Source organism: Pseudomonas sp. 1L-E-NC-VB-C3, from assembly GCF_057291535.1.
The window spans coordinates 134,744-157,680 of the sequence record NZ_JBXAWD010000011.1 but is presented as its reverse complement, the minus strand read 5'-3'; the positions used below and the strand labels follow the sequence as shown (position 1 = coordinate 157,680).

Below are 22,937 nucleotides of genomic sequence, written 5' to 3'. Positions count from 1 at the left end.
ATTTCACATAGGAAATCTTGCTCATATTTCCATCCTGTCAAGTGCGTCAAAATGGTGAGCGCCCTACCCATTTTGGTGATTTATCGTTTTTATCTTTATTTATCAATAGCTTGAAACAGCTATAAGCTTATAAAAAATATTCTTGATCATTCTTGAAATCGCGACTAGTTTCTATTCCTGACAGCGATGACAGGAATACGAACTGCGCCGCTGTACTTCAATAAAACATTTAGAACCGGCACAAGTCGGTCATGCCTGCGAGGAATCCGGAATGTCTCTGTTGATCCGTGGCGCCACCGTTGTTACCCATGATGAAAGTTACCGCGCCGACGTCTATTGCGCTGACGGCGTGATCAAAGCCATTGGTGAAAACCTCGACATTCCCGCCGGCGCAGAAGTGCTCGACGGCAGTGGCCAGTACCTGATGCCCGGCGGCATCGATCCGCATACGCACATGCAGTTGCCGTTCATGGGCACCGTTGCCAGTGAGGACTTCTACAGCGGCACTGCAGCCGGTCTGGCCGGCGGCACTACCTCGATCATTGACTTCGTCATTCCCAATCCGCAGCAATCGCTGATGGAAGCGTTTCATCAGTGGCGCGGCTGGGCGCAAAAGTCTGCGTCGGACTATGGCTTCCACGTCGCGATCACTTGGTGGAGCGAGCAGGTGCGCGAGGAAATGGCCGAGCTGGTCAGCCACCACGGCATCAACAGCTTCAAGCACTTCATGGCCTACAAGAACGCGATCATGGCCGCCGACGACACTCTGGTGGCGAGTTTCGAGCGCTGCCTGGAACTCGGTGCGGTGCCGACCGTGCACGCGGAAAATGGCGAGCTGGTCTATCACCTGCAACGCAAGCTGATGGCTCAGGGCATTACCGGGCCGGAAGCGCATCCGCTGTCGCGACCTTCGCAGGTCGAAGGTGAAGCCGCGAGCCGGGCGATCCGTATCGCCGAAACCATCGGCACGCCGTTGTACCTGGTGCACGTTTCCACCAAGGAAGCTCTGGACGAAATCACCTATGCCCGCAGCAAGGGCCAGCCGGTGTACGGCGAGGTGCTGGCCGGGCACTTGCTGCTCGACGACAGCGTCTATCAACACCCGGACTGGCAGACCGCCGCCGGCTACGTGATGAGCCCGCCGTTCCGTCCGCGCGGCCATCAGGAGGCGCTGTGGCACGGGCTGCAGAACGGCAATCTGCACACCACCGCCACCGACCACTGCTGCTTTTGCGCCGAGCAGAAAGCCGCCGGGCGCGACGACTTCAGCAAGATTCCCAACGGCACCGCCGGCATCGAAGACCGCATGGCAGTGTTGTGGGATGAAGGCGTCAACTCCGGACGATTGTCGATGCAGGATTTCGTCGCGCTGACCTCCACCAACACCGCGAAGATTTTCAATCTCTATCCACGCAAAGGTGCGATCCGCGTGGGCGCCGATGCCGATTTGGTGCTGTGGGATCCGCAAGGCACACGGACCATTTCCGCCAAGACCCACCATCAGCAGGTGGACTTCAACATCTTCGAAGGCAAGACCGTGCGCGGCGTGCCGAGCCACACCGTCAGCCAGGGCCGCGTGGTCTGGGCCGACGGCGACCTGCGCGCCGAACGCGGCGCCGGACGCTACATCGAACGGCCGGCCTATCCGGCGGTGTTTGATTTGTTGAGCAAGCGGGCGGAGTTGCATAAACCGACTGCCGTTAAACGCTGACCCCTAGTGATCGTTCCCATGCTCTGCGTGGGAATGCAGCCCGGGACGCTCTGCGTCCCATTGGAACGCAGAGCGTCCCTTGAGGCATTCCCACGCAGAGCGTGGGAACGATCAACCACTGCCCACCAGAGGCAGCACCTCAATTAGCCATGAGGCCATGAACCGTGATCGAGACCCTGAACCACCTCCCCCACCCGCACGAAAGCGCGGCCGCTCTCGCCGGCCATTTCACTGATCTGGCGCCGCCGCTCAATGCCCGGCAGGCGCATCTGGAAGCCTCGCGCTGCCTGTATTGCTACGACGCGCCTTGCGTCAATGCATGCCCCAGCGAAATCGATATCCCGTCGTTCATCCGCAACATCCATCAAGACAACGTCCAAGGCGCGGCGCAGAAAATCCTGTCGGCAAACATCCTCGGCGGCAGTTGCGCGCGGGTCTGTCCGACGGAAATCCTCTGCCAGCAGGCCTGCGTGCGCAACAACGCGCAGGAATGCGCGCCGGTGCTGATTGGTTTGCTGCAACGCTATGCCGTGGACAACGCGCATTTCGCCGAACACCCGTTCCAGCGCGCCCCGGCCACGGGCAAACGGATCGCCGTGGTGGGCGCCGGGCCGGCCGGGTTGTCTTGCGCTCATCGCAGCGCAATGCACGGGCATGACGTGGTGATTTTCGAAGCACGGGAAAAGGCCGGCGGGCTCAACGAGTACGGCATCGCCAAGTACAAACTGGTCGACGATTACGCGCAGAAGGAGCTGGACTTTCTCCTGCAGATTGGCGGGATAGAAATCCGCCACGGCCAGAAACTCGGTGCAAACCTGACCCTGAGCGAACTGCATCAGCAGTTTGACGCGGTATTCCTCGGCCTCGGCCTGAATGCCAGCAAGCGACTCGGTCTGGCCCACGAAGACGCGCCGGGCCTGCTCGCCGCCACCGATTACATCCGCGAACTGCGCCAGGCCGATGACCTCACGCAGTTGCCCTTGGCTGAACGCTGCATCGTTCTCGGCGCTGGCAACACCGCGATCGACATGGCCGTGCAAATGGCCCGCCTCGGCGCGCGCGACGTCAATCTGGTGTATCGCCGTGGTGCGGCAGACATGGGCGCCACCCACCATGAGCAGGACATCGCCAAAGCCAATCAGGTGCGATTGCTGACCTGGGCGCAGCCGGAGCAAGTGTTGCTTGATGATCAGGGCCGCGTGCGCGGCATGCGTTTCGCCCGCACCGATCTGGTTGAAGGCCGTCTGCAAACCACCGGAGAAACCTTCGAGCTGGCTGCCGATGCGATCTTCAAAGCGATCGGCCAGAGCTTCGATGACAGCGCTCTCAGCGATCCGTTGGCGCGCGAACTCAAGCGTCAGGGCGAACGCATCGCGGTCGATGAACACCTGCGCACCAGCATCCCCGGCGTGTATGCCGGCGGCGACTGCACCAGCCTCGATCAGGACCTCACCGTGCAAGCAGTGCAGCACGGCAAACGCGCCGCCGAGGCGATCAACGCTCAACTGATGCTCAACGTGGAGGCTGCGTAAATGGCCGATCTCTCGATAGTCTTCGCCGGTATCAAAGCGCCCAACCCGTTCTGGCTGGCTTCCGCGCCGCCCACCGACAAGGCCTACAACGTGGTCCGCGCGTTCGAAGCGGGCTGGGGTGGCGTGGTCTGGAAAACCCTGGGTGAGGATCCGGCGGCGGTCAACGTTTCCTCGCGTTATTCGGCGCATTACGGTGCCAATCGCGAAGTGCTGGGCATCAACAACATCGAACTGATCACCGACCGCTCGCTGGAAATCAACCTGCGCGAAATCACCCAGGTGAAGAAGGACTGGCCGGATCGCGCGCTGATCGTGTCGCTGATGGTGCCGTGTGTCGAGGAGTCGTGGAAACACATTCTGCCGCTGGTCGAAGCCACCGGCGCCGACGGCATCGAACTCAACTTCGGCTGCCCCCACGGCATGCCCGAACGCGGCATGGGCGCGGCGGTCGGCCAAGTGCCGGAGTATGTCGAACAGGTGACGCGCTGGTGCAAGACGTACTGCTCGCTGCCGGTGATCGTCAAACTTACCCCGAACATCACCGACATCCGCGTCGCTGCCCGGGCGGCGCATCGTGGTGGCGCCGATGCGGTGTCGCTGATCAACACGATCAACTCGATCACCAGCGTCGACCTGGACCATATGGTCGCCCTGCCCACCGTCGGCAGCAAAAGCACCCACGGCGGTTATTGCGGTTCGGCGGTCAAGCCGATTGCGCTGAACATGGTCGCGGAAATCGCCCGTGATCCGCAGACCCAGGGCTTGCCGATCTGCGGCATCGGCGGCATCGGCAGCTGGCGCGACGCGGCGGAGTTCATGGCGCTGGGCAGCGGCGCGGTGCAGGTGTGCACGGCGGCGATGCTGCATGGTTTCCGCATTGTCGACGAGATGAAGGACGGCTTGTCGCGGTGGATGGACAGCCAGGGCTACGCCAATATCGCCGAGTTTTCCGGGCGCGCCGTGGGCAACACCACGGATTGGAAGTACCTCGATATCAACTACCAGGTCATCGCAAAGATTGACCAGGAGGCGTGCATTGGTTGCGGGCGTTGCCACATTGCTTGCGAAGACACGTCACACCAGGCGATCGACAGTTTGAAACAGGCCGACGGTACGCATAAATATGAAGTGATCGATGAGGAATGTGTGGGCTGCAATCTGTGCCAGATCACCTGCCCCGTGGCCGACTGCATCGAGATGGTACCGATGGACACGGGCAAGCCGTTTCTGGACTGGAATCATGATCCGCGCAACCCCTATCACGTTGCAGTCTGAAAAAAACCCTCACCCTAGCCCTCTCCCAAAGGGAGAGGGGACTGATTGGGGGATGCTGACAAACTTCGCCGACCTGAAAGAGTTGTTGTGAATCCATAATCGACACGGTCTTTCAGGTCGATGTACCTCTCAATACACCTCGGTCGGCCCCCTCTCCCTCTGGGAGAGGGCTGGGGTGAGGGTAAGCCCTTGATGGTGCTCTTCAAGGCTCCAGCCCGATCCCGCGCAAAATCACACCTGTCACGGTCTGCACCGCCCGCTCGAACTGCATATCCGACAACGGCTGGTGATCATTGAGAATGTTCACCTGATGATCAAAGTCGGCGTAATGCTGGGTCGACGCCCAGATCATGTACAGCAAACCCGACGGCTCCACCGGCAGGATCCGCTTGTCCTCGACCCACTGGCGAATCTTCGCCTCCTTCATCTTCGCCCAGTCATACAGGCTCGCATCCAGCGCTTCGCCCAGGGTCGGCGCGCCGTGGATGATCTCGTTGGCCCAGATTTTCGAGCCATAGGGCCGGCTGCGCGAATGATTCATCTTGGCGCGGATGTAACTGCTCAGCACCACGCGCGGGTCGTCGAACATCTCGAAGCACAGCGCGTCCTGCTTCCACACTTCCAGCAGATCGAACAGCACTGCGCTGTACAGCTCGCTCTTGGTGCTGAAGTAGTAATGCAGATTGGAACGCGGCAACTGCACTTCGGCAGCGATGTCCGCCATGGCGGTGCTGCCGAAGCCTTTTTCGGCGAAAACCTTTTCCGCCGCCAGCAGGATTTTCTCGACGTTACTGCGGCGAATCTCGATCTTGTGATTGCCCATGTGGGCTCCCTGACAACAGCGTTGCGCAAGACTAGCATCCGCTCTGATCCGGGCGCGACCGCCACCAACAAAACTTCACAGGTGCAGGCGCTATGGCACAGCGCTCACACCGATAGGCGTTTGCTCACTCACGCCCAAATTGCCTTCGACCTGCCCGGCCATGTGCAACGTGCCGGCCATCACGCCCGTGGTCGGATTTTGCAGCAGCTTCTGCCAGGCCTTGTCGAAGGTGTTGCCGAGGCTGCTGCGAATCAGCGCTTCACTGTCAGGGCGGTCGTTGGCCTGGATGATTGCGCGTATGCCGGCCACGCCGACCGAAATCATCGCCCCGGCCAGTTTCCCCGCCGCTGCCGCCACCGCACTGGCGGCGCCGCGCGGGGCCATTTCGGCTTCGATGCGCTGGCTGGCGCGCTTGGCCACCGGGGCCATGGCTGCTTCGGTGGAAGAGATGCCCTTGGCGCCGCCGTCGGTGTGGATCTTGTCGATCAGCGCGGCGTACGCCGGGAGGGTGTTCAGCGGCTCGGTGCTGATGACTTTGAACAGCGAAGCATCCCGCGCCGGCGGCGGGCCGAGGGCGATGGCCGGGATCTTCCGCAAGCGGCCGTTGAGCTGCGCAATCGGCACACCGTGACGCTGGGCGATGAGCGGCATCTGCTGCGCCATCAACTGCGCGTAGAACGCCGTGGCCTGCGCCAGAATCGCATCCGGATCAATCTCCACTGCTACCGGCGCGAGGACTTTTTCCTGATATTGCTCAAGCAGATACGCCGCCAGCCGTTTCGCCGAAGCATCCTGCTCACCGCCGGCGCTGATCGTGTACCAACTGACCTTCATCGACAGCCATTCCTGGGTCCAGTAGCTGCTGAACCAGGGGATGAAATTTTCTTCAGTTTGCTGATAGACCCGAGTGCGCCAATGTTCCATCGAGCCACGGGCGAACAGCTTGACCTGCTCGGTGGCCTGTTGCGATGCGCTGAGGATCTCGCGGTCGATCTGCTGCCAGGTTTGCGCCGACACCACCACCGCCTGCGGCGCACTCACTGGCGCCCGGGCCGAAGTGGCGCAGCCGGCCAGCAGAAACAGTGCGGCAACGACCAGCGCGCGCGTGTTCACGGTGGCGGTGTCCTTTGGCTTGGGGAGGTGCTGGTTTGAGTATAGGCAGGTCAGTCGATTTCGATGCTGAAGGTTCCGGCCTCTTCGCGAGCAGGCTCGCTCCCACATTTGAAATGTGTTGCACCTGTGGGAGCGAGCCTGCTCGCGAAGGCGCCAACAGCAGCACCACAAACCTCAACCATCACCACCATCGATATCCACCATCGCCACGATTGCCTTCCGCCCTCCCATGATGAAAGGCACGATTGACTCATCCGAAACACAACGAGGCGTTCACATCATGATCCACACCCAAGTCACCCTCTCCGTGAGTTTCCCGGTGTTCGGCAGCAACTACTACCAACAGCACGTCGTGCCGCGCAAGGCGCAGACACTGGTGTTCAACGAAGATTTCGACGATCTGCTGATGCCCGCCGCCAGCAATCATTTCAGCAATGAAGTGGTCGGCCTCAACGATCAGTTCCGTTTTCTGAGCGACATACTCGCCACCCATCTGCTCGATCACGAGGCCTCGGTGCCTGCGCGATCCCGCGTCCAGGCGAACGCTCGTTTTTTCAACTGAAGGCTGATGCACAGAGGGCGTTCCTTTAACGGGAACGCCCTCTTCATTCAATCAGTCATCATCGCGATCACGGTGATAACGATGGCCATCGCGGCGGTCGTCATCGCGGTCGTCCCAACGCCGATCATGGTCGTAATAGCGGCCGTGGTCGCGGTCGTAGTGCCGGCCATGGCGGTGGTCATCATCAAAATCCGCAATACAGCCGCTCAGCAATACGGCGGCGGTCACAGTGAGCAGCATCGTTGTCGCTTGCTTCATTCAACACTTCCCTAAAACCCAAGGTCTTGACGACGGAAATCGCCACGCTGCCCGCGTCTTCGGGACGCAGTGCGCGCAGCCGCAGATACGACCGGGCAAAAGCACGTTGATTCAGTGGCCACTATCGACCGTTGGTCGGCCCGTTCGCCATGCCCGAACGGCGGCGGAATGCCACCTATACTGCTTGCAACCAACCCCCATGCAATGGATCTGCGCCCTCAATAACAATAAGCAGAGGTGGACCATGGTCTGGCAGCAAATCTACGACCCGTTCGGCAACCCGGTGCTCTCCACGCTGATGGCCGCGGTGCCGGTGGTGGTGATGCTCGCGGCGCTGGCGTTCTTTCACGTCAAGGCACATCTGGCAGCCTTGCTGGCGCTCGCGTCCGCCCTGCTGATCTCGATCTTCGCCTTCGACATGCCAGCGGGCATGGCCGGCTCGGCCGCGCTGTTCGGCGCGGCGAATGGCTTGCTGCCGATCGGCTGGATCGTCCTCAACATCATCTTTCTGCATCGCCTGACCACCGAAAACGGTTCGTTCAAAGTGTTGCAGGATTCCCTCGCGCGCATCACCGATGATCGACGTCTGCAATTGCTGCTGATCGCCTTCTGTTTCGGTGCGTTCTTCGAAGGCGCGGCAGGCTTTGGCACGCCGGTGGCGGTGACCGGTGCGATTCTGATCGGCCTGGGTTTTTCGCCATTGGCCGCATCGGGCCTGGCGCTGATCGCCAACACTGCGCCAGTGGCTTTCGGTGCGCTGGGCACGCCGATCATCACCCTGGCCAAAGTCACCGGGCTGGACGAGATGGAGCTGTCGATGATGGTCGGGCGGCAGTTGCCGTTCTTCTCGGTGCTGGTGCCGTTCTGGTTGATCTGGGCCTTTGCCGGGTGGCGCAAGATGCTCGAGGTGTGGCCGGCGATTCTGGTGGCCGGGGTGAGTTTCGCCATCCCGCAATTTCTCGTGTCCAACTACCACGGGCCGATGCTGGTGGACGTCATCGCTGCGCTGATTTCCATGGCCTGTCTGACGCTGTTCCTCAAGGTGTGGAAACCAGCGACCATCCACACCTCGGCAGCGCTGTCCGGGCGCGTCGACAACTCCAAGGTCGACGAAGAAACAGTCACCGCCAGCGCCGCGTTCAGCGATCAGGCGCGCCCGGCGGTGATGCGCGCGTGGATGCCGTGGATCATTCTCACGGTGTTCGTGTTTGCCTGGGGCACCCAGGGCTTCAAGAACATGTTCGATACGCGCCCAGTGATCGACCCGGTCACGCAATCGGCCAAGCTCGACCCGCAAGGCAAACCGGTGCGCGAGGCCAACCCGATCTTCGCCCCGGCGGTGACCTTCACCGGTCTGCACCTGCAAATCGAGAAAGTACCGCCCGTGGTCGCGGCGCCGAAAGCCGAGGAAGCGATTTACAAGTTCACTTGGCTGACCGCGACCGGCAGCGGGATCTTGCTGGCGGCGATCGTTGGCGGCTTGCTGATGGGTTATTCGATCCCGCAATTGATCAAGCAGTACCTGCGCACATTGTGGGTGGTGCGGTTTTCACTGATCACGATTGCGGCGATGCTCGCGCTGGGCTTCCTTACCCGCTATTCGGGACTGGATGCGACCATGGGCCTGGCGTTTGCAGCGACGGGGATTTTCTACCCGATGTTCGGCACGCTGCTCGGCTGGCTGGGGGTGGCGCTGACTGGTTCCGATACCGCGTCAAACGTGCTGTTTGGCGGATTGCAACGGGTCACCTCGGAACAGTTGGGTATCAGTCCGGTGCTGATGGCGGCAGCGAACAGTTCCGGTGGGGTGATGGGCAAGATGGTCGACGCGCAGTCGATCGTCGTCGCCTCCACCGCGACCCGTTGGTACGGGCATGAGGGCGAGATCCTGCGTTACGTGTTCTTCCACTCGATCGTGCTGGCGATTCTGGTCGGCGGGCTGGTGACGTTGCAGGCGTATGTCGCACCGTTTACCTCGATGGTGGTGGGTGGGCCATAACTGCAAAACACAACTCCACTGTGGGAGCGAGCCTGCTCGCGAAGAGGTCGGCACATCCAGCAGCGGCTGGGTCTGACCCGACGCTTTCGCGAGCAGGCTCGCTCCCACAGGCCAATTGATGAGTTCAGCACATAACTCTTTAGCGCAAATCCGACAAAACCTTTTCCCTCCCGCTGCGGTCACTCCTTTTACGAGACTGGCATGCATGCCGGCGCGCCCGTTTGGGCCTTTTGCAATCCTGCCGCCCGATGAGAGACAAGGAATCGAACCATGCCGATTTCCCGACGCAACTTCATGATCCTCGGCGCCGTAACCGCGACGGCGTTCGCTATGCCCCCCTTTATCAGCCTCAAGGCCTACGCGGCCAGTCTGGAGCAACCGGCCATGAGTCAAGTTACCCTGCGAGTCAACGGTAAACCGCAAACCCTCGAAGTCGACACCCGCACCACCCTGCTCGACGCCCTGCGCGAACACCTGCACCTGACCGGCACCAAGAAAGGCTGCGACCACGGCCAGTGCGGCGCCTGCACGGTGATCGCCGACGGTCGGCGGATCAACTCCTGTCTGACCCTGGCGGTGATGCACGACGGCAGTGAGGTGACCACCATCGAAGGCCTCGGCATGCCGGACAAGCTGCACCCGATGCAGGCCGCGTTCATCAAGCACGACGGTTATCAGTGCGGCTATTGCACGCCGGGGCAGATCTGCTCGGCGGTCGCCGTGCTCAAGGAAATCCGCGATGGCATTCCCAGCCACGTCAGCCCGAGCCTGACCGAGCCGCCGAAACTGATCGCCGCCGAACTGCAGGAGCGCATGAGCGGCAATATCTGCCGTTGCGGCGCTTACTCGAACATCATCGAAGCCATCACTGAAGTTGCGGAGGTGCCGGCATGAGAGCCTTCAATTACAGCCGCGCCGACTCACCTGCGGCAGCCGCTTCCCAGGCTGCGCACGTCGAAGGCGCCAAGTTCATCGCCGGCGGCACCAACCTGCTCGACCTGATGAAACTCGACATCGAAACCCCGGTGCACCTGATCGACATCAACCACCTCGGCCTGGACCAGATCGAAGCCACACCCGAAGGCGGACTGCGCATCGGCGCGCTGGTGCGCAACACCGATCTGGCCGCCGACGCGCGCGTGCGCAAGGACTACGCCCTGCTCTCCCGCGCCTTGCTCGCCGGGGCTTCCGGACAGTTGCGCAACATGGCGACCACCGCCGGCAACCTGCTGCAACGCACCCGCTGTCCGTACTTCTACGACACCCACCAGGCGTGCAACAAACGCAATCCAGGCAGCGGTTGCGCGGCGATCGGCGGGGTCACCCGGCAGTTGGGGATCATCGGCGTCAGCGACGCTTGCATCGCCACCCACCCGAGCGACATGGCCATCGCCATGCGCGCGCTGGATGCGCAGATCGAAACGGTCAAGCCTGACGGCAGCACGCGCAGCATTGCCATGGCCGATTTCCATCAATTGCCGGGCAGCACGCCGCACATCGAAACCAGCCTCACGCCCGGCGAATTCATTACCGCCGTGAGCCTGCCGGCGCCGGTTGGCGGCACGCACATTTATCACAAGGTGCGGGATCGCTCGTCTTATGCGTTTGCCCTGGTCTCGGTCGGTCTGATCCTGCAAAAGGACGGTACCGGCAGCGTGGCCGTCGGCGGTATCGCGCCGAAACCGTGGCGGGTCGAAGCCGCTGAAGCGTTGCTGCCCAAGGGTGCCAAAGCAGTCAGCGAACGCCTGCTTGAAGGCGCGACGCCCACCGATGACAACCAATTCAAACTGACACTGGTCGAGCGCACGCTGGCCTCGGTGTTGGCGCAAGCGAGGGAAACCGCATGAAATTCGACACGCCCGCCACCACCAATCCCATCGACCGCCTGAAGGTCGTCGGCCAGCCCACCAAGCGCATCGAAGGCCCGTTGAAAACCAGCGGCCAGGCCACTTACGCCTACGAACAACATGAAGCGGCGGCCAATCAGGCCTACGGCTTCATGGTCGATTCGGCGATCGCCAAAGGCCGGATCAAAGCCATTCATCTGGGCGAGGCCAAAGCGGCGCCCGGCGTGCTGGCGATCGTCACTGCCGAGAATGCCGGCAAGCTCGACAAGGGTGATTACAACGCTGCGCATCTGCTCGCTGGTCCCGAAGTGCAGCATTACCAGCAAGCCGTTGCATTGGTGGTTGCCGAGACCTTCGAACAGGCCCGCGCCGCCGCGCAATTGGTCAAGGTCGATTACGAAACCACCGAGGGCAAGTTCGATCTGGCCAGCGTCAAAGACCTCGGCGTCGAGCCGAAAGACGAGCTGCCCGACGTCAATCACGGCGACTTCGACAAGGCCTTCACCGCCGCACCGGTGCAATTCGATCAGACCTACACCACGCCAGACCAGTCCCACGCGATGATGGAACCGCACGCCACACTGGCCGCGTGGAAAGGCGATCAACTGACCGTGTGGACATCGAACCAGATGGTCGCCTGGAGTGTCGGCGACATTGCGAAAACCCTCGGCCTGCCGAAGGAAAAAGTCCGCTTGATCTCGCCGTACATCGGCGGTGGTTTCGGCGGCAAGCTGTTCATCCGCGCCGACGTGATCCTCGCCGCTCTCGGCGCGCGCATGGCGGGGCGGCCGGTGAAAGTCGCCCTCGCCCGCCCGCAAATGGCCAACAACACCACCCATCGCCCGGCAACGATTCAGCGCATCCGCATGGCCGCCACGGCGGACGGCAAACTGACCGCCATTGCCCATGAAGGCTGGTCGGGCAACCTTGCTGACGGCAAGGTCGAACTGGCCGCGCAACCGAGCCAGTTGCTCTATGCCGCAGAAAACCGCCGCGTCAGCATGCGCCTCGCGCCGCTCGACCTGCCTGAAGGCAACGCCATGCGCGCGCCGGGTGAAGCGCCGGGGCTGATGGTGCTGGAAATTGCCATGGACGAAATGGCCGAACAGCTGAAGATGGACCCGGTGCTGTTCCGCATCGCTAACGACACTCAAGTCGACCCGGTGAAAACCGAGCGGCCGTTCTCCCAGCGTCAACTGGTCAAATGCCTGCAGATCGGCGCGGAGAAATTCGGCTGGGATCAGCGCAAGGCGCAACCGGGCAGCCGTCGTGAAGGCCGTTGGCTGATCGGCATGGGTGTGGCGGCGGCGTTTCGCAACAACCTGCTGGTCAAGTCCGGCGCCCGTGTGCGCCTGGAGCGTGACGGCAAAGTCGTCGTCGAAACCGACATGACCGATATCGGCACCGGCAGCTACACGATCATCGCGCAGACCGCTGCCGAGATGATGGGCGTTGGTCTCGATGATGTGGTGGTGCGTCTGGGTGATTCGAACTTCCCGGTTTCGGCTGGTTCTGGCGGTCAGTTTGGTGGGAACTGCTCGACCTCGGGCGTCTATGCCGCCTGTGTGAAACTGCGTGAAGCGGTGGCGCAGAAGCTGGGGCTAGCGGCGGATCAGGCGGAGTTCGCCGATGGTCAGGTGCGCGTCGGCAGCAAGAGCCTGCCGCTGCGCAACGCGGCTGAAGGCGGCGCACTGGTCGGCGAGGACAGCATCGAGTTCGGTGATCTGGCCGAGAAGTATCAGCAATCGACGTTCGGCGCGCATTTCGTCGAAGTCGCCGTCGATGCTGCCACTGGCGAAGTTCGCGTACGGCGCATGTTGGCGGTGTGCGCTGCGGGGCGGATCCTCAACCCGACGTCGGCGCGCAGTCAGGTCATCGGCGCGATGACCATGGGCGTCGGCGCGGCATTGATGGAAGAACTGGCGGTGGACAAGCGCCTGGGCTTTTTCGTCAACCATGACCTCGCCGGGTATGAGGTGCCGGTGCACGCCGACATTCCGCATCAGGAAGTGATCTTCCTCGAAGAAACCGACCCGATTTCGTCGCCGATGAAGGCCAAGGGCGTAGGTGAATTGGGGATTTGCGGCGTGAGCGCGGCGGTGGCGAATGCGATCTACAACGCCACTGGCGCGAGGGTGCGGGAGTATCCGATTACGCTGGACAAGATTCTTGATTCGTTGCCGGAGATGATCTGAAGCGAAAAGCCCCTCACCCTAGCCCTCTCCCAAAGGGAGAGGGGGACCGATCCGGGTATATTCAGGATGTGCAGCGACGTGAAAGTCTTTCTGTGTATCCATAATCGCAACGGCAAGTTCAAGTCGATGCACATCGCAAGACACCTCGGTCGGCTCCCACTCCCCCGGGAGACGCCTGGGGTGAGCATGCTGTTAGCGCACCTGCATGGGGTGCTAGGGGTCGAGTGGATTCACCACCACGCTTGCAGAATGCCGAACGTCTCGAGCATCCCCCAATCGGCTCCCTCTCCCTCGGGAGAGGGCTGGGGTGAGGGGCGCGGTTTCACTCGGTCTTCGGATATTGCTCATCACCGACCTGCTCCATCCAGTCCACCACCTTGCCATCCAGCACTTCGGCAATCGCGATATGACTCATCGCCGTCGTCGGTGCTGCGCCGTGCCAATGCTTGGCGCCCGGAGCAATCCACACGGTATCGCCCGGCCGGATTTCCCGCACTGGCTGCCCCCACTCCTGCACGAACCCTGCCCCCGAGGTGACGATCAATGTCTGCCCCAGCGGATGGGTATGCCACGCCGTTCGCGCGCCCGGCTCAAACGTTACGGTCGCACCACTGACCCGCGCCTCGTCGGTACCTTTGAACGGCGCATCCACCCGCACCGTGCCGGTAAACCAGTCCGCCGGGCCTTTGGCCGACGGTTGCGAGCCATTCGGTGTGACCGTGACACGCGGATTTTCAGTGGCATACACCTCGCCAGCCAGCAGCGAGAGCGTCAGTGCAGAAGCAGCAATCGGGTTCATGGCTTTTCCTCCAATAAATGATGCAACCACTGTAGCGATCCGCACTCTTTGGATAATCGACTAGAATCCGAAAAAACTTATGCAGGACGATCATCAATGCTCCGGGAAAACGCCACCGACCTGCTCGCCTTTCTCGCCGTCGCCCGTGAACGCAGTTTCACCAAGGCCGCAGCCAAACTCGGCGTGTCGCAATCGGCGCTCAGCCACACCATTCGCAGTCTCGAGGCGCGACTCGGCCTGCGCCTGCTGACCCGCACCACGCGCAGCGTGTCGCCGACCGAGGCCGGCGAACACTTGCTGCAAACCATCGGCCCGCGCTTCGACGAAATCGAAGTGGAACTGGCCGCCCTGAGCAACCTGCGCGAAACCCCGGCGGGAAAGATCCGCATCAGCGCCACCGACCATTCGCTGAACTGGATCCTGCGTCCGGTGTTGCAGGATTTCCTGCCGCAGTACCCGGATGTGTCCGTCGAGGTTTGCTGTGACTATGGCTTCGTCGACATCGCCGGCCAAGGCTTCGATGCCGGTGTGCGCCTGGGCGAAGACGTCGCCCAAGGCATGATCGCCACCCGTATCGGTCCGGACATGCGCATGGCGGTGGTCGGCTCACCCGCCTACTTCGCCCGGCGCCCTGCGCCGCAAACCCCGCGCGACCTGACCGACCACGCCTGTAACAACCTGCGCCTGCCAACCAATGGCGGACTGTATTCGTGGGAGTTCGAAAAGGATGGTGAAAGCCTCAAAGTGCGCGTCTCCGGCCAGGTCACCCTGAATGGCGTGTACCCATTGCTCGACGCCGCGCTGGACGGTTTCGGTTTGAGCTACATCCCGGAAAACGTCGTTGCGCCGTTTCTGGCGGACGGTCGCCTGGTCCAGGTGCTGGGAGACTGGTGCCCGGCATTTTCCGGTTATCACCTGTACTACCCGAGCCGACGCCAGGCAGCGCCGGCGTTTGCGTTGTTGCTGGAGGCGTTGCGCTATCGCAGTTGAGTCACTTTTTATAGCAGCCGGCAGCCCCCCACGCTGCCTTGGCTATCTGGTTCGCCTCCAATAAAGAATTTGCCCGCACGATTGCGATTTGGCCTCGCTGGCTGCCCATGCACACGTACTCTGCGGTTTCGCCGATTACCTCAAGGGACGTCAATATCAGGCAGACGCCTGCCAAACCAAGAAATCTCTGGTGTTTCAAATTCATGACTGATCTGCCGTTTGGCTGGAACTGCATGATTGGCATCGGGCACAGCTCAGCCAACTGTCAGGTTTGACAGTTTTTCAGAACAATTTGCAATTAACCGGGAGGGCTTTGCGAAGCTTAAGGACTGATCAGCCCAGCAACGCAATCAACTGATGCCGCTGCGCATCGGTCAGCATCGGCCCAAAACCGGCTCCGGCGTTGTCAGCCATGTAGCGCGGATTGCTGGTCCCGGGAATCACACAGGTCACCGCCGGGTGCGCCAGGAGAAATTTCAGTGCCAGTTGCGGCCAGCTGTTGACCTGTACATCCGAGACCCAGGCCGGCAGCGGCTTGCCCTTGAGCCGGGCGAGCAGATCACCGCCGCCAAACGGCCGATTACAAATCACCGCCACCCCACGCTCGCGGCACAGCGGCAGGATGCGTTTCTCGACCGCGCGATCATCGAGGGCGTAGTTGATCTGCAGAAAATCCAGCTTTTCGGCTTTCAGCACGGCCTCGACCTCGTCATAGGCCGACGAGGTGTAATGGGTGATGCCGATGTAGCGAATCCGCCCCTGCTCCTGCCATTCGCGCAGGGTCGGCAAGTGGGTTTGCCAGTCGAGCAGATTGTGAATCTGCATCAGGTCGATGCGTTCGGTTTGCAGCAGACTGAAGGACTGCTCCATCTGCGCGATGCCCTCCTTGCGCCCGCGCGTCCACACCTTGGTGGCGAGAAAAGCCGGCGAACGTGGTTCGTGGATCGACAGCAGTTCACCGGTGGTCTGCTCGGCGCGGCCATACATGGGCGAGCTGTCGATCAGCGTGCCGCCCTTTCTGAACAGCGCTTCGAGGACGGCGGGCAACTGCCGGTAAACCGGATCGCCCGGCGCGACGTCGAAACCGCGATAGGTGCCCAACCCGACCATGGGCAGTGCCTCGGAGCTCGAAGGGATGGCGCGGGTCTGCATGGTCTGGTCTCCTGCCGTGGGCGGCGCAGTGACGGTCGGCGGTACGCTGCTGGCCAACGCCCGATCAATGGTGAACAGCGCCGCAGCCTGGGCAGCCAGGGTGAGCAAGCGGCGGCGGGAATAACCCTCAGTGTGGCGCATGCGAGTCCTCCTGCTGCGCGGATCTGTTGCATGGTGTGTGCGCCGGCTGTCAGGCCTAGGCGCTGAACTACACTGCCACAGCCAACCTCTCTCCCCGTTAAAAGTAGCCGAATGTCCCGAACCCTGATGTCACTCGTCGTTTTCATCGTTGCCGTTTACCTGGTGCTGTGCGCCGCGCTGTTCGTGTTTCAGCGCTCGCTGATCTGGTTTCCCCAGCCTGCCGCCGTGGTTGCAGCGGATTCGCGCTTGAAACTGTCGATGCCGGATGCCGAGGTCTGGGTGACTGACCGAGAGCGCAGCGGAACGCGGGCGCTGATCTATTTCGGCGGCAATGCCGAGGACGTCTCGCGAAATCTGCCGGAATTCGCCGAGGCGTTTCCCGACTACGCGCTGTATTTCCTGCACTATCGGGGCTTTGGTGGCAGCACCGGCTCGCCATCGGAAGCCGCGATTGCCGAAGATGCGCTGGCGCTGTTCGATCAGGTCTATGCCAGCCACCCGCAGATTGCAGTCATCGGACGCAGCCTCGGTTCGGGGGTGGCGGTGCGCCTGGCCAGTCAGCGGCCGGTGCAGAATCTGATCCTGGTGACGCCGTTCAACAGCCTCGAGGAAATCGCCGAACGGCAATACCCGTGGGTGCCGGTGAAGTGGTTGCTCAAGGATCGTTTCGAATCGGGCAAATACGCGACGCATATTCGCGCACCGACGTTGCTCTTGGCGGCCAGTGATGACGAAGTGATTGGACGCAGCAGCACGCAGCGCTTGTTCGAGAGTTTTCCCGCGGGCGTGGCGACGCTGAAGGTGGTGCCGGACTCGGGGCATAACTCGATTTCCGAGCGCGAGCAATATTTGCAGTGGATTGTGGATGTGTTGAATCGCTGAAGGATGTAGCGATCAGACGGATCGCCATCGCGAGCAGGCTCACTCCTACAGGGGGAACGCATTTCAAATGTAGGAGTGAGCCTGCTCGCGATGACGCCGGTACAGACAACACCATTTCCAGCTACTGTCCAAAGCTAAGGCTGACTGCCGCTCCGGGCATTTTCATCGCCAGAGGTGGCCGAGCGCGGCGTGACGTGCTGATGCCCGGTCGGGTCGTTGAGCTGCACGGCGTTGCCCTTCTGCCACGCGTCAGCCCCCGATGCGACAGGTGCCGGTTTGATCCCGGCGCGAGCGTTCTTCTTCTCGGCACTGTCGATGCCCAGGCGCTGATCGCGCTGGCGGACCATTTGTGCATCGGCCTGACCGTCAGCGGTAAAGCCCATCATCAACTGCGGCACGCCCAGCGGCAGTTGCTTGTCCTGATCGGTGTGCCAGGTGTGCCAAGTCTTGCCGTAAGTATTGGCGAGTTTTTCCATCAGGCGCTTTTCCGCCACTTGCGGGATGCCCGGCGCGACCAACTGGCCGGAAGTCACCTCGTGAGCATGGCTGTGCCACAAGGCTTTTTCTTTTGCCGGCAATTGCGTAAACAGGCGCTGACTGATGATGTATTCCACGCCCATCAACTTCGCTTCAGCCGTGTTGCCGTCGTAGATCACGCACTGGAACACTTCCTCATTGAGCGCCGAGCAGTAATGGTGCGCTTCCATCTGCGCGCCGGGATGACCGTTGTAAAAATGAAAGCCATCAAGGTACATGTTCAACGCGCGGATCGGCGGTTTGTCCTGCAACCACTGCGCGCCGACTTCGAGCATTTCAGTATCGGAAGCCTTGGCCTGACCCGGTGTCTGCACCGGTGACTCGGTATTGCTCATCGCGCAACCAGTCAGCGCGGCGACCATCAAACCAATGGGAACCCAACGTCCCTGCGAGGTTGTCGTACGCATGTTTCACTCCTCGAACTGTCAGTGACGGGCGCGTGCTGGCCCTGTTCTGCAACTGAAAGCAGGAGATCGGCAGAGTTCGAAAAAGCTGCGTGCGGATCAGACTGGGGAGATCGTCGCCAGCACGCCAATCAGAATGGTCAAGGTCAGAAAACCGCCGAGAAAAATTGCCATCTTGTACATGTTGCGCTCCTTGATGCGGGGTGTGCGGTGCACCGGACGCTTCGGAATGAGGTCGGAGGGTGATTGGCCGCACTGCCGGGGCATTCTGAGACTGTGGCTGTACTGAATACAGAGGCAGATGAAACAGAAAAATACGGATCAGATGCGCATCTGATCCGCTTCGGGCATGAAGCGGTATTCAGGCTGAGACTTGGGGATTCACTTTCGGTCCGGTTGATCTACAGTCATTGCCGACCGACAACAATAAAAACCGGAGTGACCATGCCCGACCTTGCCTTGCAGCCCAACGTCGCCGCATCCCTCGCGCGCTGGCACGAGATGATCCGCAGCGGCAATCTCAAAGCCCTGCCCGAACTGCTCGATCCGCAAGCTGTGTTCCGCTCGCCCATGGCCCACACGCCCTACCCCGGCGCACCGGTGGTGGCGATGATCCTCAACACCGTGTTTGAAGTCTTCGAAGATTTCGCCTATCACCGCGAGTTGGCGACGGCGGATGGCCTGAATGTGATTCTCGAATTCAGCGCCAGGGTCGGCAGCAAGGAACTCAAAGGCATCGACATGATTCGCTTCGATGAGCACGGCAAGATTGTCGAGTTTGAAGTGATGGTACGGCCGCTGAGCGGGTTGCAGGCACTGGGCGAAGAAATGGGTCGGCGCCTGGGGGCCTACCTGGCGAACGCGAAAGCCTGACCCTACCGAATGTAGGAGCTGACGAGTGCAACGAGGCTGCGATCTTTTGATCCTGATCTTGATCTTCAAACGTCAAAGTCAAAGTCAAAGTCAAAGTCAAAGTCAAAGTCAAAGTCAAAGTCAAAGTCAAAGTCAAAGTCAAAAGATCGCAGCCTCGTTGCACTCGTCAGCGCCTACAGGTCCGGCGTATAAAAAAACCCACTGACCGTCGCCGGTTCAGTGGGTTTTGTGTGTCAGGGTTCTGCTTACAGAGCCATGTCACGTGCAGCGTTTTCCTTCGGCGCTACGGCTTTGTCAGCCGCAGGTGCCGCCGGAGCAGCTACCTGACCGATCGCTGGAGGCGTCGGCAGTTCGAGGATTTTCGCGGTGTAAGCCCACTCAGCAGCCACTTTGGCCGGATCGCTGTTCAGCTGGGTGCCGTAGCTCGGCACGATCTGGTGCAGCTTGGTCTGCCACTCAGGGGTTGCGACTTTGTCTTTGAAGACTTTCTGCAGCACGCTCAGCATGATCGGTGCAGCAGTCGACGCGCCTGGCGATGCGCCCAGCAGGCCGGCGATCGAGCCGTCTTGCGAAGCAACGATCTCGGTGCCCAGTTTCAGCACGCCGCCAGCGGCTTCATCACGCTTGATGATTTGTACGCGCTGGCCGGCTTGCCACAGACGCCAGTCTTCGGCCTTGGCGTTCGGGAAGTATTCCTTCAGCGCGTTCAGGCGGTCTTCATCCGACAGCATCAACTGCCCGGCAAGGTACTCGACCAGCGGGTATTCCTTGATGCCGACCTTGGTCATTGGCCAGATGTTGTGGGTGGTGGTGCTGGTCAGCAGGTCGAAGTACGAACCTTCCTTGAGGAACTTGGTGCTGAAGGTCGCGAACGGGCCAAACAGAATGACGCGCTTGCCATCCAGAACACGGGTGTCCAGGTGCGGAACCGACATCGGTGGCGCGCCAACCGAAGCTTTACCGTAGGCCTTGGCCAGGTGCTGCTCGGCAATCGTCGGGTTCTCGGTCACCAGGAACGAGCCGCCAACCGGGAAGCCTGCGTATTCCTTGGCTTCAGGAATGCCCGACTTCTGCAGCAGGTGCAGAGCACCGCCGCCAGCGCCAATGAACACGAACTTGGCGTCGGTTTCGGTCTTGGTACCGTCCTTGAGGTTTTTGTAGCTCACACGCCAGGTGCCATCGGCGTTCTTGGTGATGTCTTCAACTTCGCTCGACAGTTTCAGATCGAAGTTGGGTTTGGTTTGCAGGTGAGCGGCGAACTGGCGGGTGATTTCGCCGAAGTTCATGTCCGTACCCAGCGGGCTCCAGGTGGCCGCGATTTTCTGGTTCGGGTCACGCCCTTCCATCATCAGCGGTACCCACTTCTTGATCACAGCCGGATCTTCGGAATACTGCATGCCAGCGAACAGCGGGCTCGCCTGCAGCGCTTCGTAGCGCTTTTTCAGGAACTTGATGTTGTCATCGCCCCACACGAAGCTCATGTGCGGAGTGGTGTTGATGAACGAGCGAGGGTTCTTCAGCACGCCCTGCTGAACCTGCCACGCCCAGAACTGACGGGAAACCTGGAACGCTTCGTTGATCTCGACGGCTTTCGGGATCGTCACGTTGCCCTTGTCGTCTTCCGGGGTGTAGTTCAGCTCGGCGAGGGCGGAGTGACCGGTACCGGCGTTGTTCCAGCCGTTGGAGCTTTCCAGGGCGACGCCATCGAGGCGCTCGACCATTTCCATCGACCAGGTCGGTTCCAGCTCATTGATCCACACACCCAGGGTGGTGCTCATGATGCCGCCGCCGATCAGCAGGACATCAACTTTCTTGGCTTCGGCAGCATTGGCAGACGACATCCCCATCGCCAAAGCCAGACCGAGCAAGGCTGTGTTCACTTTCTTAAACATCTGTTGCACCTATGATAAAACGCCTTCCGCCCGTCGTTGTTATCAGTCTGCGTTGCGCTTTGTTGACGCTCAGGCTGGCGTCGCGCAATCCGGCACACTTCAATATTGACGGGTGGGCACACAAGGCCGACATGTGGCATCGACCTCAGTTAATGTCCCTTCTGAACTGACTTCTTATCGTTATTGGCTTCAGCTGCTTGAGCGACAGGGATCCCGTCGGCCCGCCGAAAAGGCCAGCCAACCGAATTAAGTCAAAGCAAATTTGGCGCGGAGAATATCACGTCAGGGCGAACCCGCGCGTCTGTTCCCGACTTGAAAGTCTTTTTCCGCTCTGGGGCTTATCGGCCATGGGCCACCAAACATGACCGTGATCAGGCATTGGCCTGCAAAGTTTTTTGCGCGATACGCATCGCAACTTGATAAATCAGCGCCAACGGCTCGTTGTTCATGGAGAAAATAACCTGCTAAGTTGTACGATGACTGACGAACAAAGCCAGTCATCCCAACCCAATAACAACAAGGAAACAACATGACCAAATCCCGCCTCCTCATCGGTTTCTTCTGCGCCTTCAGCGCCTGCGCCATGGCCGCCCCTGCCCCGGCGGAAAGAGAAGTCGCCCAAGCAGTTGATCACCTGACTCAGGCGATGCTGCATAAAGACATCGCCGAGTTGAACGCTCTGACCGCGCCGAACCTGACCTACGGCCACTCCAGCGGCAAGATTCAGGACAAGCAGGAATTCATCGCCGACATCGAAACCGGCCGCAGCGCATTCAAGACCCTGGAGATGCAGAAGCAGACCATCACGATGTCCGGCGATACCGCATTGGTGCGCCACCACTTCTCCGCGCAGGCGTTGAAGGGGACTGAGGTGATTCCGACCGAGATCGAAAATTTCCAGATCTGGCAGAAACAGGGTGGGAAATGGTTGTTGGTGGGACGACAGGCGTTCAGGTTCTGATTAAGGGCACATAGGCTTGATTCAGTGTTGCCCGAGCTGGCCTAATCGCGGGCAAGCCCGCTCCCACAGTGGATGATGGTGTGCACACCGTTGCATTCACAACATCAGACCCTGTGGGAGCTGGCTTGCCAGCGATAAGGCCGTGATAGACACCAGTCCTACCGCTATCACAACCGAAACCGATCCACCGACTGCGCCAACTGTCCCGCCAGATTCGATAATTCATCGGTAGTCGTCGCCGTCTGCCCGATCACCCGGCTATTGCCCTCGCTCATCCCCGCAATCATTTCCACCTGATGGGCGATTTCGTTGCTGGCCATACTCTGTTCGCCAATCGTGCGGGTGATGTCGTTGACCAGTTGCGTGGTGTTCAGCGTGGCGTCGAGGATCTCGCGAATCGCCCGCTCGACTTCCGCCGTCACTGCCATGCCCTTGTCGACCTGCGCCACGCCCGCCTCCATGCTGCTGACCGCCTCGCGCGTGCTGTTCTGGATGCGCGCGACCATTGCGGCAATTTCCTGGGTCGAGGCGCTGGTGCGTGCGGCCAGACTGCGCACTTCATCGGCGACCACGGCAAAGCCACGGCCCTGTTCACCTGCCCGCGCCGCCTCGATCGCGGCGTTGAGGGCCAGCAGGTTGGTCTGGTCGGCGATGCTCTTGATCACCTGAATGATGTTGAAGATCGCCTCGGATTCCTGATCCAGCGTGCGGATCACCTGCGCCGACTGCTGTGCCGAGCGGGCGATGTCGTCCATGTCGCTGACCACTTGATGAATCACCCCGCCGCCCTCCTTCGCTAGAGTTTCCGCCTGATTGGCCATGCTCAGGGCACGTTCGGCGTGGCGGGTGATTTCCTCGATGCTGGCGGTCATCTGACTGGCGGCGGCCGCCATGGTCCCGGCGGCAACGCTTTGCTGCTGGCTGCTGTCGGCGACCTGATGGCAGCCCTGACTGAGCTGCTCGCTCATGCCGCTGACACCGTGGGCGTTGC

20 protein-coding genes are annotated in these 22,937 nt (G+C 60.9%); 12 read left to right on the top strand and 8 right to left on the bottom strand.

What is annotated here, in order from left to right; all coding sequences use genetic code 11:
* Positions 1–271 precede the first annotated feature (271 nt).
* The 3 genes from hydA (at position 272) to preA (ending at position 4,518) form a co-directional block, all read left to right on the top strand.
* The gene (gene hydA / locus AC0Z5Z_RS19185; RefSeq protein WP_150741059.1) at positions 272–1,711 is read left to right on the top strand and encodes a dihydropyrimidinase; all 1,440 of its coding nucleotides are present in this window, start codon (positions 272–274) and stop codon (positions 1,709–1,711) included.
* Positions 1,712–1,875: 164 nt separating this feature from the next.
* Positions 1,876–3,243 (top strand): NAD(P)-dependent oxidoreductase, encoded by a 1,368-nt coding sequence (locus AC0Z5Z_RS19180; protein ID WP_305380984.1) that lies wholly within the window; start codon positions 1,876–1,878, stop codon positions 3,241–3,243.
* On the top strand, positions 3,244–4,518 hold the full coding sequence (preA, locus tag AC0Z5Z_RS19175) for an NAD-dependent dihydropyrimidine dehydrogenase subunit PreA (RefSeq protein WP_056789183.1): 1,275 nt from the start codon (positions 3,244–3,246) through the stop codon (positions 4,516–4,518).
* Positions 4,519–4,720: 202 nt separating this feature from the next.
* On the opposite strand, the gene AC0Z5Z_RS19170 is transcribed toward preA, so the two are convergent.
* Entirely contained in the window at positions 4,721–5,341 is a 621-nt protein-coding gene (locus AC0Z5Z_RS19170) for a TetR/AcrR family transcriptional regulator (RefSeq protein ID WP_485611537.1), read from the bottom strand.
* Positions 5,342–5,431: 90 nt separating this feature from the next.
* Positions 5,432–6,454, bottom strand: coding sequence for a hypothetical protein (locus tag AC0Z5Z_RS19165; RefSeq protein ID WP_485611536.1), 1,023 nt, complete (start codon positions 6,452–6,454; stop codon positions 5,432–5,434).
* Between the two features lie 280 nt (positions 6,455–6,734).
* On the opposite strand from AC0Z5Z_RS19165, the gene AC0Z5Z_RS19160 reads away from it, so the two are divergent.
* On the top strand, positions 6,735–7,016 hold the full coding sequence (locus AC0Z5Z_RS19160) for a hypothetical protein (protein ID WP_041480860.1): 282 nt from the start codon (positions 6,735–6,737) through the stop codon (positions 7,014–7,016).
* Between the two features lie 51 nt (positions 7,017–7,067).
* Here the strand turns inward: AC0Z5Z_RS19160 and AC0Z5Z_RS19155 are convergent, their stop codons facing one another.
* The gene (locus AC0Z5Z_RS19155; RefSeq protein ID WP_041480862.1) at positions 7,068–7,274 is read right to left on the bottom strand and encodes a hypothetical protein; all 207 of its coding nucleotides are present in this window, start codon (positions 7,272–7,274) and stop codon (positions 7,068–7,070) included.
* A 244-nt stretch (positions 7,275–7,518) separates the two neighbouring features.
* Here AC0Z5Z_RS19155 and AC0Z5Z_RS19150 point away from each other — a divergent pair, with 244 nt between their 5' ends.
* From AC0Z5Z_RS19150 to paoC, 4 genes are all read left to right on the top strand, one after another.
* Positions 7,519–9,273: an L-lactate permease gene (locus tag AC0Z5Z_RS19150; protein ID WP_056789178.1), complete on the top strand. Its 1,755-nt coding sequence runs from the start codon at positions 7,519–7,521 to the stop codon at positions 9,271–9,273.
* A 270-nt stretch (positions 9,274–9,543) separates the two neighbouring features.
* Complete coding sequence (gene paoA / locus AC0Z5Z_RS19145) at positions 9,544–10,167, top strand: aldehyde dehydrogenase iron-sulfur subunit PaoA (protein WP_150741064.1); 624 nt, start codon at positions 9,544–9,546, stop codon at positions 10,165–10,167.
* Entirely contained in the window at positions 10,164–11,120 is a 957-nt protein-coding gene (locus AC0Z5Z_RS19140) for an FAD binding domain-containing protein (protein WP_485611535.1), read from the top strand. Before paoA ends, AC0Z5Z_RS19140 begins: the two co-directional genes overlap by 4 nt.
* Entirely contained in the window at positions 11,117–13,315 is a 2,199-nt protein-coding gene (gene paoC / locus AC0Z5Z_RS19135; protein WP_485611534.1) for an aldehyde oxidoreductase molybdenum-binding subunit PaoC, read from the top strand. Before AC0Z5Z_RS19140 ends, paoC begins: the two co-directional genes overlap by 4 nt.
* A gap of 322 nt (positions 13,316–13,637) precedes the next feature.
* Here paoC and AC0Z5Z_RS19130 read toward each other — a convergent pair whose 3' ends face one another.
* Entirely contained in the window at positions 13,638–14,114 is a 477-nt protein-coding gene (locus tag AC0Z5Z_RS19130) for a (R)-mandelonitrile lyase (RefSeq protein WP_056789169.1), read from the bottom strand.
* Positions 14,115–14,210: 96 nt separating this feature from the next.
* Between AC0Z5Z_RS19130 and AC0Z5Z_RS19125 the strand changes: the two genes are divergently transcribed.
* Positions 14,211–15,104 carry a LysR family transcriptional regulator gene (locus tag AC0Z5Z_RS19125; RefSeq protein WP_150635015.1) on the top strand — a complete coding sequence of 298 codons (894 nt, stop codon included), beginning with the start codon at positions 14,211–14,213 and terminating at the stop codon, positions 15,102–15,104.
* Positions 15,105–15,437: 333 nt separating this feature from the next.
* On the opposite strand, the gene AC0Z5Z_RS19120 is transcribed toward AC0Z5Z_RS19125, so the two are convergent.
* Positions 15,438–16,397 (bottom strand): aldo/keto reductase, encoded by a 960-nt coding sequence (locus AC0Z5Z_RS19120; RefSeq protein ID WP_252876501.1) that lies wholly within the window; start codon positions 16,395–16,397, stop codon positions 15,438–15,440.
* Positions 16,398–16,508: 111 nt separating this feature from the next.
* Here AC0Z5Z_RS19120 and AC0Z5Z_RS19115 point away from each other — a divergent pair, with 111 nt between their 5' ends.
* Positions 16,509–17,279 (top strand): alpha/beta hydrolase, encoded by a 771-nt coding sequence (locus tag AC0Z5Z_RS19115; protein WP_485611533.1) that lies wholly within the window; start codon positions 16,509–16,511, stop codon positions 17,277–17,279.
* A gap of 134 nt (positions 17,280–17,413) precedes the next feature.
* Here AC0Z5Z_RS19115 and AC0Z5Z_RS19110 read toward each other — a convergent pair whose 3' ends face one another.
* Complete coding sequence (locus AC0Z5Z_RS19110) at positions 17,414–18,223, bottom strand: OBAP family protein (protein ID WP_150635014.1); 810 nt, start codon at positions 18,221–18,223, stop codon at positions 17,414–17,416.
* 441 nt (positions 18,224–18,664) lie between these two features.
* On the opposite strand from AC0Z5Z_RS19110, the gene AC0Z5Z_RS19105 reads away from it, so the two are divergent.
* On the top strand, positions 18,665–19,093 hold the full coding sequence (locus AC0Z5Z_RS19105) for a nuclear transport factor 2 family protein (protein ID WP_095180270.1): 429 nt from the start codon (positions 18,665–18,667) through the stop codon (positions 19,091–19,093).
* Positions 19,094–19,338: 245 nt separating this feature from the next.
* Here AC0Z5Z_RS19105 and mqo read toward each other — a convergent pair whose 3' ends face one another.
* On the bottom strand, positions 19,339–20,985 hold the full coding sequence (gene mqo / locus AC0Z5Z_RS19100; protein WP_041480875.1) for a malate dehydrogenase (quinone): 1,647 nt from the start codon (positions 20,983–20,985) through the stop codon (positions 19,339–19,341).
* Positions 20,986–21,514: 529 nt separating this feature from the next.
* Here mqo and AC0Z5Z_RS19095 point away from each other — a divergent pair.
* Complete coding sequence (locus AC0Z5Z_RS19095) at positions 21,515–21,946, top strand: nuclear transport factor 2 family protein (RefSeq protein WP_071172808.1); 432 nt, start codon at positions 21,515–21,517, stop codon at positions 21,944–21,946.
* 167 nt (positions 21,947–22,113) lie between these two features.
* Here AC0Z5Z_RS19095 and AC0Z5Z_RS19090 read toward each other — a convergent pair whose 3' ends face one another.
* A complete protein-coding gene (locus AC0Z5Z_RS19090) occupies positions 22,114–22,839 on the bottom strand; it encodes a methyl-accepting chemotaxis protein (RefSeq protein ID WP_460095550.1) in 726 nt (241 codons plus the stop codon).
* Positions 22,840–22,937: the final 98 nt, after the last annotated feature.

What these genes read in the sequence shown, in the direction of transcription:
- mqo (WP_041480875.1), bottom strand. Translation starts at nt 20,985, where the DNA reads ATGTTTAAGAAAGTGAACACAGCCTTGCTCGGTCTGGCTTTGGCGATG.
- AC0Z5Z_RS19090 (WP_460095550.1), bottom strand. Translation starts at nt 22,839, where the DNA reads ATGGCGGCCGCCGCCAGTCAGATGACCGCCAGCATCGAGGAAATCACC.
- AC0Z5Z_RS19140 (WP_485611535.1), top strand. Translation starts at nt 10,164, where the DNA reads ATGAGAGCCTTCAATTACAGCCGCGCCGACTCACCTGCGGCAGCCGCT.
- paoA (WP_150741064.1), top strand. Translation starts at nt 9,544, where the DNA reads ATGCCGATTTCCCGACGCAACTTCATGATCCTCGGCGCCGTAACCGCG.
- hydA (WP_150741059.1), top strand. Translation starts at nt 272, where the DNA reads ATGTCTCTGTTGATCCGTGGCGCCACCGTTGTTACCCATGATGAAAGT.
- AC0Z5Z_RS19125 (WP_150635015.1), top strand. Translation starts at nt 14,211, where the DNA reads ATGCTCCGGGAAAACGCCACCGACCTGCTCGCCTTTCTCGCCGTCGCC.
- AC0Z5Z_RS19095 (WP_071172808.1), top strand. Translation starts at nt 21,515, where the DNA reads ATGACCAAATCCCGCCTCCTCATCGGTTTCTTCTGCGCCTTCAGCGCC.
- preA (WP_056789183.1), top strand. Translation starts at nt 3,244, where the DNA reads ATGGCCGATCTCTCGATAGTCTTCGCCGGTATCAAAGCGCCCAACCCG.
- AC0Z5Z_RS19105 (WP_095180270.1), top strand. Translation starts at nt 18,665, where the DNA reads ATGCCCGACCTTGCCTTGCAGCCCAACGTCGCCGCATCCCTCGCGCGC.
- AC0Z5Z_RS19115 (WP_485611533.1), top strand. Translation starts at nt 16,509, where the DNA reads ATGTCCCGAACCCTGATGTCACTCGTCGTTTTCATCGTTGCCGTTTAC.
- AC0Z5Z_RS19130 (WP_056789169.1), bottom strand. Translation starts at nt 14,114, where the DNA reads ATGAACCCGATTGCTGCTTCTGCACTGACGCTCTCGCTGCTGGCTGGC.
- AC0Z5Z_RS19160 (WP_041480860.1), top strand. Translation starts at nt 6,735, where the DNA reads ATGATCCACACCCAAGTCACCCTCTCCGTGAGTTTCCCGGTGTTCGGC.
- AC0Z5Z_RS19150 (WP_056789178.1), top strand. Translation starts at nt 7,519, where the DNA reads ATGGTCTGGCAGCAAATCTACGACCCGTTCGGCAACCCGGTGCTCTCC.
- AC0Z5Z_RS19110 (WP_150635014.1), bottom strand. Translation starts at nt 18,223, where the DNA reads ATGCGTACGACAACCTCGCAGGGACGTTGGGTTCCCATTGGTTTGATG.
- AC0Z5Z_RS19120 (WP_252876501.1), bottom strand. Translation starts at nt 16,397, where the DNA reads ATGCGCCACACTGAGGGTTATTCCCGCCGCCGCTTGCTCACCCTGGCT.
- AC0Z5Z_RS19170 (WP_485611537.1), bottom strand. Translation starts at nt 5,341, where the DNA reads ATGGGCAATCACAAGATCGAGATTCGCCGCAGTAACGTCGAGAAAATC.
- AC0Z5Z_RS19155 (WP_041480862.1), bottom strand. Translation starts at nt 7,274, where the DNA reads ATGAAGCAAGCGACAACGATGCTGCTCACTGTGACCGCCGCCGTATTG.
- paoC (WP_485611534.1), top strand. Translation starts at nt 11,117, where the DNA reads ATGAAATTCGACACGCCCGCCACCACCAATCCCATCGACCGCCTGAAG.